Origin of the sequence: Acidiplasma cupricumulans, from assembly GCF_001402935.1 — an archaeon.
Taxonomy (GTDB): Archaea; Thermoplasmatota; Thermoplasmata; order Thermoplasmatales; family Thermoplasmataceae; genus Acidiplasma; species Acidiplasma aeolicum.
This window is the reverse complement of the sequence record NZ_LKBH01000182.1, coordinates 1-9,692: the sequence shown is the minus strand read 5'-3', so window position 1 is coordinate 9,692 and position 9,692 is coordinate 1. Positions and strand designations below refer to the sequence as shown.

Here is a 9,692-nt window from a genome sequence, read left to right as displayed (position 1 = left end):
TGTATATAAATCAGTTACCATACATATTATCGATAATACTGATAACCATTTATACAAGTGATATATTATAAAAAATTCAATTTCTGAATAATTTAACGGAATATAGGTTTATAGGTTATTGGGTTTTATACAGGAAGGTTAAGCATTAACGAGAAAATAGCTTACAAAGGTGCATGTTAACATTGTTAGCAGAAACTGTAAACTGGTTGCAACATAGCTGATAAATTTATGAATGGCACAATATCTGCATTAATTATGCACCTTGCAATAATACCAATCGCATTTGTTTTATCCATGTCATGTGAAAAATATAGAAGCAATAAAAATGCATTGTAATAATCCAGAAATCATTTTATATATTTTTTATTGAACCATAACCGATTAAACGCCATCTATTTGAAATTCTTCTACCTATTGCGATTCTATCCCCAATACTTGCCGCAACCGGATATTTTAATGAAACCTCAACATTTCCATCTTTAATAGAGGTTATAACGCCGATGGTATTTGCAGTTCCCACTGTAAGCATTATCATTTCATTAATTTTTAATGGTTCAACCTTCTGCTCCTCATCAAAACCGACAACCCTTTTGAGCAGGTGTGAATCCATGGAGAGATTGAAAATTGTTTTTGGTACCTTCCCAATCCTTCCTATTACCCTACCTGTAAAGGAATCCCCCTTTGTTAAAAAGGGATCAAGTGTTGTTCCAACAGCCGCAAGGCCTCCGGGATATATTCTGTCATATGATTCGGATCCTGCCATTAATGATACTATTCTGGTGGTCATATTTTCCCAAACCGTTTTATTGCCACGGTTAATCTGTATACCTGGTGATATTTCTATTTCATCACCAACACTGAGCATGCCACGTATTAATGAGCCGCCAAGAACTCCGCCTTTAAGGTCTTTTATTTTTGTTCCCGGTTTATTTACATCAAATGACCTTGCAACATACATTATTGGATCATCATTCTCATTAAATTTCGGTGTTTTTATTATATTTTCAATAGCCTCCAGAACGACATCTATATTTGTGTTATGATATGCACTAACAGGAATTATTGGTGCATTTTCAGCTATACTCCCTTTCAAAAATGCCTTTATCTCATTATAACTTTCTATTGCCCTTTCCCTGGTCACAAGGTCTATTTTATTCTGAACAACAATAATTTCCTTTATGCCCATTATTTCCAAGGCAGTAAGATGCTCCCGTGTCTGTGGCTGGGGGCATTTTTCATTTGCAGCTATAACAAGAATGGCACCATTCATTATTGATGATCCTGCAAGCATTGTTGCCATTAATGTTTCATGGCCAGGAGCATCAACTATTGATATAACCCTTGAAAGTTCACACGAATCATTAATTTTTTTATTGCTATAAAAGACCTTGCCTTCAGCATTAACGCATTTATATATTGGTGTATCTGCATAACCAAGTTTAATTGATATGCCACGCTTAACTTCCTCTGAATGCACATCTGTTTTTTTGCCGGTTAATGCATATGTAAGCGTACTTTTCCCATGGTCAACATGACCAACCATTCCTATATTTACCGAAGGCTGTTGCATTTTTACTGTTCTCCCTCAGTAGTATTATTTTCTTCTAGTGGTTTTGGGCCATACTGTGTAATAACCAAATTAAGCTGGGCTATATCGGACCCTATAACATTGCCCCTGAATGTGACCCTTTTCCTTATTCCCTTTTTTGCCTTTTCTCCCCTTTCATAGGTTATTAATAATCTTTTTTTACCCATGATTGGAAGGTCCTTTCTCATGGGGAAACCGTCCTTTGCGCTTCCACCCGTAATTTTCATTTTGTACCCAGGCATATCAAAAAATATGCCATCTATTTCCTCACCGAGCCTTCTGCCTGTTAGAGAACCCAGAACATCGTCTGAAAATTCTTTTTTGTACGTTTTCCCGGTTTTTTTATCAGCAATAACTGCAACTGCCATAATATTTCACCATAATTTTTTGATTTATTCCCTATTATATGCTTATTAATAAAATTATAGATTTTTAAATCAAAGTTTAAACAATACTATTATCCTTTAAAAATGCCATGAATTTCTTTATGGCCTTACCACGGTGTGATATTTTATTTTTTTCCTCAATGCTAAGTTCAGACAGCGTTTTATTAGAGTTTTCTGGTACAAATATTGGATCATATCCAAATGCATGTCCACCATGTTCCACATCTGCTATTATACCTTTTAAAATTCCTGAAAACTGGTAGATATTATTCTTATAATAAAATGATATAACTGTCTTAAAATATGCTCTGGACCCTGATGCAAGTCGAACTATCAGAGAATTTCCAAGCGTATCATGGACATAGGATGCATATGGACCAGGAAAACCATTAAGGTTTTCAATATAAAGGCCGGTATCATCAATAAAGAATGGTTCATTTACCTGGCCTACCAGGCTTTCACAGCTCCAGCGGGAAATAAATTCATTGTCATTTCCCTGTACTTCTGGATATTCCATTTCTATCCATGAGATATCTATACCATTTTCTTTAAATTCTTTATATGCCTCAATATATTTGTTTTTATTATGGGTAACAAAATAAATCATAAATCCTAATATTAATATTGTTTAATTACTTTGGTTATTTATTGCAGGAAATAATATTTATGTATTCAGGCTAAATTTTCAAACATAGCGCCTTCTATCTGCTATTTCTTTTACAAGTGCAAGCACATCTTCTGGATTCTTGTAATATTTTTTATATGAATCAATGAATAATTTTTCTAAAGTTTTCCCATTTTCATAGAGATTTTTTAATGATTCGGTAAATAAGAATATATCATCTGCCAGATCTTCTTCCTTTGCAAGGTATTTTCCCATGCTTGGGTCTATTAAATATATCTGTGTTCCATTTATTATAATATTATTTGGATTTAGGTCTCCGTGTGAAATCTTATTATTATGCATTAATGCTATTGTATTTCCAAGCTTATCCATCAAATCCAAATAGAATTCCTTATCATGGTTATCATTTAGTGCCTGATTAAGCGTAATGCCAGGGATATACTGTATAGTTAATATATTTTGATATTTATCATAATCATAAACCATAGGTGATTTTATGCCTGCTGATTGGAGCTTATAAAGTATCATAAATTCATTTCTCGTTCTTTCATTTCTGATTTTTTTATCCAGCTTTTTGTTACGGTACGATTTAATTAACCGCTCCTTCATTATCACATCGCGCCCATAGAAATCCTTTCTGGTTATTTTGGATTCTGCACCACGATTTACACATGCCTCAATTTTTACTGATTTTATCCATGGAACCTCAACCTCGTCTATTCTGAATCTTTGATTTACCCGTGTTTCCATAATTTGCTGCCTGGCACCATTTTTATACATTAAAAGACCTGCCTGTGCTATCATGGCACCATTATCCATGCAGTATTTTTTATCCGTCAGGTATGCCTTATAGCCCGAACTTTCTGCCATTTCTAAAATCATGCTTCTAAGTCTATCGTTTCTTGCAACACCACCGGCAAGGAGAATTTCATTTTTACTGGTATAATAAAGTGCACGTTCAAGCACCTCAATAACCATTGCAAATGATGTTTCCTGTATGCTAAAACATATATCTTCAAGCCTCTCACCTGTCTCCAGATACCTTTTTGAGGCAGTATATATGCCTGAAAATGAGGTATCCATGCCCTTTACAGAATAGGGTAGGTCCAACAGCTTCCTACCCTTTAATGCAAGCCTTTCTATAACGGGCCCACCAGGAAATGGAATTCCAGAATCACGGGCAAACTTATCAAGTAAATTACCAAGACCTATATCCATTGTTTCACCCAGAACCCTGTATCTTCCTGCCTCATGTGCAATAATCTGGGTATTTCCGCCTGATATGTATAACATTATGGGATCTATGGCACCTGAAAGTTTTCTACCTATTTCTACATGCCCAAGGGGATGATTAACACCAAGTATCGGTATATTATATTTTAATGAAAATGATCTGGCGGCAACAGCAGCTATTCTCAGGCATGGGCCAAGTCCAGGACCCTGAGAAAACGACACAAGGTCTACCTTATCTGGCCCTATTTTAGCCTCCTCAAAGGCCTTATGCATAACATCCATTATTTTATCTGCATGGTGTATTGCAGCCTCTCTTGGATGTATGCCGCCATGATCAGGTATGTATGTTGATGATGCATTTGCGAGAATTCTTGAGTCATCAACTATACCAGCGCTAATCGTATGTGCTGTACCCTCTATACCAAGAACTATCATTTGATTATAATTACATTTTAATATTTTAACTTAAATTTATAAATATCAAAATGATAAATATTAAAATAAAAAATATGAAATTTATTCTTTGTATTTTATTTTTGAAGAGGCCCTAAATACAAACTTATCTTTAGCTGGAACCTGTATTTCTGCCTTTGTCTGTGGGTTTCTTGCTGTTCTTGCGCTCTGCTTTTTCCTTTCAAAAATTCCAAAACCGGCCAGGTTTATTTTTGCACCGTTATTTACCTGCTCAACTGTCTCCTTAAGGAATTCGTTAATTATTTCTGCTGTTTTTTTCTGTGTTATTCCGGTTTTCTTTGCTATGCTTTTTGAAAGCTCACTTATCCCTACCATTATTTCACCAATACCATTATATACATAGACATATTAAAATCTTTCGTTTACAATTTTATTATGTTATTGAAAAATCGAAGTTCTGGAATATTCCAAAAATATAATAAAAAAAATAAAATAAAAACATCTGCTAAGAATTATATATTGTATAACCATACACTACCATGAGATTAATAGAGAACTGGTTTTCAGAGAGATATTCAGAAAACTTGCAGCTTTCATTCAGGGTAAAGGATCAGCTTCTTTCAATCAAAACCGACTATCAGAGAATAGATCTTTTTGAAACTTATGATTTTGGCAAGCTTTTATCTATAGATGGAACTGTACAGCTAACTGAAAAGGATGAATATATTTACCATGAAATGATCACCATGGTGCCTTTTTATTTTAATAAAAGACCCAAATCAGCCCTGATTATTGGAGGCGGGGATGGGGGTGCGGCTAAAAGATTGGTTGATTTAAATTTTGAAAGGATAGTAAATGTAGAAATAGACAGAAACGTTGTTGACGTTTCCAAAAAATATTTCCCTGAAATAGCCAAATCTTTTGATAATAATAGGGTGGAATTAATAATAGGGGACGGTATTAAATATATGAAAAATTCAAATGAAAAATTCGATAGAATAATAATAGATTCAACAGACCCTGTGGGACCAGCAGAGGGTCTTTTTTCCAAAGATTTTTACAAGAATGTATCCGATCACTTATCAGATGGCGGTATAGTGGTGACACAATCTGGGTCACCATATTATCAGCCTGAGGCACTATCCATGGCAAATAAGGGAATGAAATCGATTTTTAATAATGTACTAACATATATTGCATTCATACCGACATATCCAAGTGGACTCTGGTCATTTACCATGGGTTCTAATAAAGATATGTCCATAAGGGATGAAAAAAAATCCTTTGGTAAATATTTTAACGAAGATGTGCTTAATGGCTGCTTTAAACTTCCAGAATTTGTTAAAAAATTGATTGACTAATTTTTTGTTTTTATATTCCACCTTTTTTTAACCTCATTAAGTTTGATTTTATAACTGCCACCAAATTTTTTAGAGATTTTTTCAAGTTCAGGCAAATTTTTTAGGAATATTTTTTTGCTTTCAGTATTTATCATTTTTTTAAACTTGAATATATCATTTACATAAGCTGAGGTTTCATACACAAAATATATGAATATAATAAATGATGCCACCAAAATCCAGTACTGCCAGCTACCCAATTTGCTTATATTTATTAATCTGGTTACTGATGGGTTTTGGAATACCAAACCGTTTAAAGATGCTATAAAAAATATAATAGAAACCACGGAAATTATTGTGAATAAAATAAATAATTTATCTTTTGCCATATTTACATTATGCTCCTTTGTACTTTAATTTTATTCATTTTGATAAAAGTTTTTTCCTCTCTTTTGCTGTGTAACCCGTAAGCTTCTCTATTAATGCATTGTAATTCTTTATGGTTTCCTGAGGTTTTTCATAGCTTGTATCTGTTTCTGTTATGGCAAATAATTTTTTGCCGTCAGTCCATAATTCTATTCTTTTAAGTCCAGGGAAATTGGATATTATATGTCCACCTTCCTCCTTTATGCCTCCAGCAAACTCTTGTAAAATTGATTTTATATAATCATTATCCATTTTAATTCCTTTTTTTACAGGATAATCTCTAACCATATTTAACCACCATTATGCCTTTTTGGCCAGTTTTTTCTGATATTTTTTTAACAAGGCACGCCAGTACATTAGTTCCATATACTGAGCATCGTGTTCAAGGAGTGGGGACATGGAAATTATGGTAACGTCATGGTCAAGGTTAATAAGAACCTCTGCAAGGGTTTCAAATTTAAGGTCTCCGTGCTTTATTGCAGTAATTTTGGTTTCATTGCCATTATCATATTCCACTCCAGCGAATTCTGTATAAAGATCCCCCTTAGCATACTTTGAAAATGCAGATATTACATGGTCAAAATCTTTTGTTTCTATTAATGACCCGTTATTTAAGGCATGTATGTGCGGAAAATTTAGTATTGGTTCAACGTCACTTATTTTGTCTGCCAGTGTAAATAAATCCTTCTGCGTCCCAAAGATGTCCTTTTTCCCTGAGGCTTCCACACCTATATAAGGATACCCCTTCTGATGCGGGAATAGCCTTGCAAGTTCTGAATATATTTCATATGCCTTCTTAGAACTGCAATTTTTTGTTTTGCAATAAAATCCAGTATGTGTTATTATTCTTTTGGCACCCATTGCCCTGCCAATTATTAATGACCATTTTAAATGATTAAAAGACTTATCTGCAATCTCACCACCATTTAAAAGGTCCATATAGTAAGGTGAATGCATGGATATATCTATGTCAAGCTCTTCTGCAACCTGTTTTCCAATATTTAGGTCGTCATAATTTCTGGCCATATTCCAGAATAGTTCCTGAATAATGTCGTCTTCCTCTATAACTGTATCAGTACCAACGCTGTTATAATTTCCAGATTCGTCTGGCCGTAACACATCAACTATTATTGAGTCCTCAACATCCTTCGGATACATGCCTGCATAATCCATTGCCGGGTCCTCACTTACATTAACCCTTAAAAGCTGAACTTCCAGTGAATTTAAACCCAAATTAGCAGTATCCTCTATAGAATCAACATATGTTCTACCTTTACTGGTTAGGGGTATACCAGCCACACCAAATTTAATCATTCTATAATTAATTAATTAACATTATTTTAATTTTTGTAATCAATTTAATGACCAGATAATTTATGAATTTATTTTAAGCTGTAAAAAATATTCAAAAATATACTTATTGGTAATATTTTATTTCTGATAGACTTAAAAATTTTAAATTTTTCTAAAATTTATAACGTTTAAACAAATTTTTATAAGCAATAATGCTATACCCTGTCATGGAAGGAAAAGTTCTTATATGTGACCCTGTGGATAATGTGCTTATAGAAAAACTAAAATCAAAATTTAATGTTGAATATCAGCCCGAAATTAACCGTGATAAGCTTCTATCAATTATTAATGATTATAATGTTGTTGTTGTGAGAAGCAGAACAAAAATAGATAGAGATATTATTGACAGGGGAAAAAATTTAAAAATAATCGCCAGGGCTGGCATTGGCGTAGATAACATAGATACAGATTATGCAGAGGCGAAAAATATAAAGATTGTTTACGCTCCAGGTTCCTCAACCGAAAGCGTTGTGGAGATTACACTGGCAATGATGGTTATGGGTGCCAGGGATCTTGTTAAGGGCATTGAAAACACCAGAAAAAATGATTTTACAAAGTTAAAAGGCTTTGAGCTTGCAGGTAAAACCCTTGGCATTCTTGGATATGGAAGAATTGGCCATGCAATAGCAGATGCCGCCAGGGCATTTAACATGAATTTTATTGCATATGACCCATATCCGGTTGAATACCAGGACTTTGTTAAAAAGGTTACTCTCGAGGATTTGCTAAAAAATTCTGATGTTTTATCCATAAATGTAACAATGAGAAAGGATTCACCATATATATTAAATGATCCGGAATTATCAATGTTAAAAAAAGGGGTTATTATTGTTAATACATCGAGGGCAAATGCAATAAATGGCAGGGATATGCTTAAGTATCTCAGGGATGGCACAATAAAATCATTTGTTTCTGACGTTTTCTGGCATGAGCCTGCAAGGGAGGATTATGAATTTGAAATGTTAAAGATGCCGAATGTGCTTATAACCCCACATCTTGGGGCCCAGAGTGCAGAGGCTCAAAAAAGAATTGCAATAATGACCGCAGAAAATATTCTAAAAGAGTGGTAAAAATGTTATTAATACCTGGACCGGTTGAGGTACCGATATCTGTTCTCGATGCTGCCACATATCTTGATAATCACAGATCCTCGAAATTCCGGGAGATAATGGCGGAAAATGAGGAGATGCTTAATTATCTATCAGGTGCATATAAAACTGTCATGGTAACAGGATCAGGAACACTTGCTGTTGAATCAATGGTATTTTCACTTATAGATACAAACAAAAAGGTTCTTTCAATAAGTTATGGAAATTTTGGAGAGCGCCTTATAGATTCAATAAAAAGAAAAACAAAAAATGCAGAGTTTGTAAATTATAATGAATTGGATCCGGAAAGCCTTATTAAAGATATACAATCAAGAGACTACGATTATTTATTTTTGGTGCATAATGAAACTTCAAACGGCACAGCATTGTATAATATAAAGGAAATTGTAAAAATAGTAAAATCAAAAAATGCCAAACTCTTAATAGATGATGTTTCAGGATATGCAGGATACAATTTAAATATGGATGGTATATATGCAATGGCCACTGGCAGCCAGAAGAATATAGCATGTGTTCCTGGAATAGCAATAATATTCCTATCCAAGGATGCATACAATGATGTAATGGAAATGGATATGTCAGGTGTCCCATTTTATCTTGATTTAAAAACATCATTAAAATTCCTTGAAAAAAATGAAACGGCATATACACCTGCTACAGGGATATTTAATGCGCTTAACGTTGCATTAAAAATATTAAAGGATGAAACCATAGAAAAAAGGGCAAAACGCATAGCTGCATCCTCTGAGTTTATAAGAAAAATGCTTAATCAGAATAATATACAGATATTTGGAAATTCAGATACATATTCAAGTACTGTGGTGTGCTTTTATGATAATAATAATAGTGAAAAGATTAAATTACTTGCAGAAAAAAATATAGTTGTTGCCAAGGGCATGGGAATGATATCGGGAAATACAATTAGAATTGGAACCATGGGCATGATAAATGATGTTTATATCAAAAAATTCCTTGATGCATATTTTTCTTTAAGCAATATTAATGAAACAATTGACGAGAATGATATACCAAAGGAGACAAGACTTCCAGAATACCTTTACAAGGAAATGAACCTAGCATAAGTTTATAATTATATTATAATTAAATTTTATATTAAATTAAATTTTTTTAGTCCCCCAAGTCCTTTAATTCCTTATTTGAAAACAGTATCTCCCTCAATTCCCTATCAAGCTGCGGGTCATTTCTTCTAAGGTATTC

11 protein-coding genes are annotated in these 9,692 nt (G+C 33.6%); 3 read left to right on the top strand and 8 right to left on the bottom strand.

Annotation, left to right across the window (positions count from 1 at the left end; genetic code table 11):
- Positions 1 to 352 precede the first annotated feature (352 nt).
- The 5 genes from eif2g to AOG55_RS05165 all read right to left on the bottom strand — a co-directional run bounded on the left by eif2g (position 353) and on the right by AOG55_RS05165 (position 4,621).
- Positions 353 to 1,570, bottom strand: a complete 1,218-nt coding sequence (eif2g, locus tag AOG55_RS05185; RefSeq protein ID WP_048101775.1) for a translation initiation factor IF-2 subunit gamma — start codon at positions 1,568 to 1,570, stop codon at positions 353 to 355.
- Positions 1,571 to 1,572: 2 nt separating this feature from the next.
- Positions 1,573 to 1,956: a 30S ribosomal protein S6e gene (locus AOG55_RS05180; RefSeq protein ID WP_048101776.1), complete on the bottom strand. Its 384-nt coding sequence runs from the start codon at positions 1,954 to 1,956 to the stop codon at positions 1,573 to 1,575.
- Positions 1,957 to 2,032: 76 nt separating this feature from the next.
- Positions 2,033 to 2,581, bottom strand: coding sequence for an RdgB/HAM1 family non-canonical purine NTP pyrophosphatase (gene rdgB, locus AOG55_RS05175; protein WP_048101777.1), 549 nt, complete (start codon positions 2,579 to 2,581; stop codon positions 2,033 to 2,035).
- A gap of 78 nt (positions 2,582 to 2,659) precedes the next feature.
- Entirely contained in the window at positions 2,660 to 4,267 is a 1,608-nt protein-coding gene (locus AOG55_RS05170) for a bifunctional N(6)-L-threonylcarbamoyladenine synthase/serine/threonine protein kinase (RefSeq protein ID WP_048101778.1), read from the bottom strand.
- Between the two features lie 81 nt (positions 4,268 to 4,348).
- Positions 4,349 to 4,621 carry an HU family DNA-binding protein gene (locus AOG55_RS05165; RefSeq protein ID WP_048101779.1) on the bottom strand — a complete coding sequence of 91 codons (273 nt, stop codon included), beginning with the start codon at positions 4,619 to 4,621 and terminating at the stop codon, positions 4,349 to 4,351.
- A 164-nt stretch (positions 4,622 to 4,785) separates the two neighbouring features.
- Here AOG55_RS05165 and speE point away from each other — a divergent pair, with 164 nt between their 5' ends.
- Positions 4,786 to 5,607, top strand: a complete 822-nt coding sequence (speE, locus tag AOG55_RS05160; RefSeq protein ID WP_052656781.1) for a polyamine aminopropyltransferase — start codon at positions 4,786 to 4,788, stop codon at positions 5,605 to 5,607.
- On the opposite strand, the gene AOG55_RS05155 is transcribed toward speE, so the two are convergent.
- The 3 genes from AOG55_RS05155 to AOG55_RS05145 are packed head-to-tail and all read right to left on the bottom strand — an operon-like array spanning position 5,604 to position 7,326.
- On the bottom strand, positions 5,604 to 5,975 hold the full coding sequence (locus AOG55_RS05155) for a DUF3198 domain-containing protein (RefSeq protein WP_048101780.1): 372 nt from the start codon (positions 5,973 to 5,975) through the stop codon (positions 5,604 to 5,606). The genes speE and AOG55_RS05155 overlap by 4 nt on opposite strands.
- Before the next feature lie 34 nt (positions 5,976 to 6,009).
- Positions 6,010 to 6,300 (bottom strand): DUF5611 family protein, encoded by a 291-nt coding sequence (locus tag AOG55_RS05150; protein ID WP_048101781.1) that lies wholly within the window; start codon positions 6,298 to 6,300, stop codon positions 6,010 to 6,012.
- A gap of 12 nt (positions 6,301 to 6,312) precedes the next feature.
- A complete protein-coding gene (locus AOG55_RS05145) occupies positions 6,313 to 7,326 on the bottom strand; it encodes a TIM barrel protein (protein ID WP_048101782.1) in 1,014 nt (337 codons plus the stop codon).
- 206 nt (positions 7,327 to 7,532) lie between these two features.
- On the opposite strand from AOG55_RS05145, the gene AOG55_RS05140 reads away from it, so the two are divergent.
- Together AOG55_RS05140 and AOG55_RS05135 are read left to right on the top strand one after the other, a co-directional pair.
- Positions 7,533 to 8,435, top strand: coding sequence for an NAD(P)-dependent oxidoreductase (locus tag AOG55_RS05140; protein ID WP_048101858.1), 903 nt, complete (start codon positions 7,533 to 7,535; stop codon positions 8,433 to 8,435).
- A gap of 2 nt (positions 8,436 to 8,437) precedes the next feature.
- Complete coding sequence (locus AOG55_RS05135; protein WP_054964256.1) at positions 8,438 to 9,556, top strand: pyridoxal-phosphate-dependent aminotransferase family protein; 1,119 nt, start codon at positions 8,438 to 8,440, stop codon at positions 9,554 to 9,556.
- Positions 9,557 to 9,692: the final 136 nt, after the last annotated feature.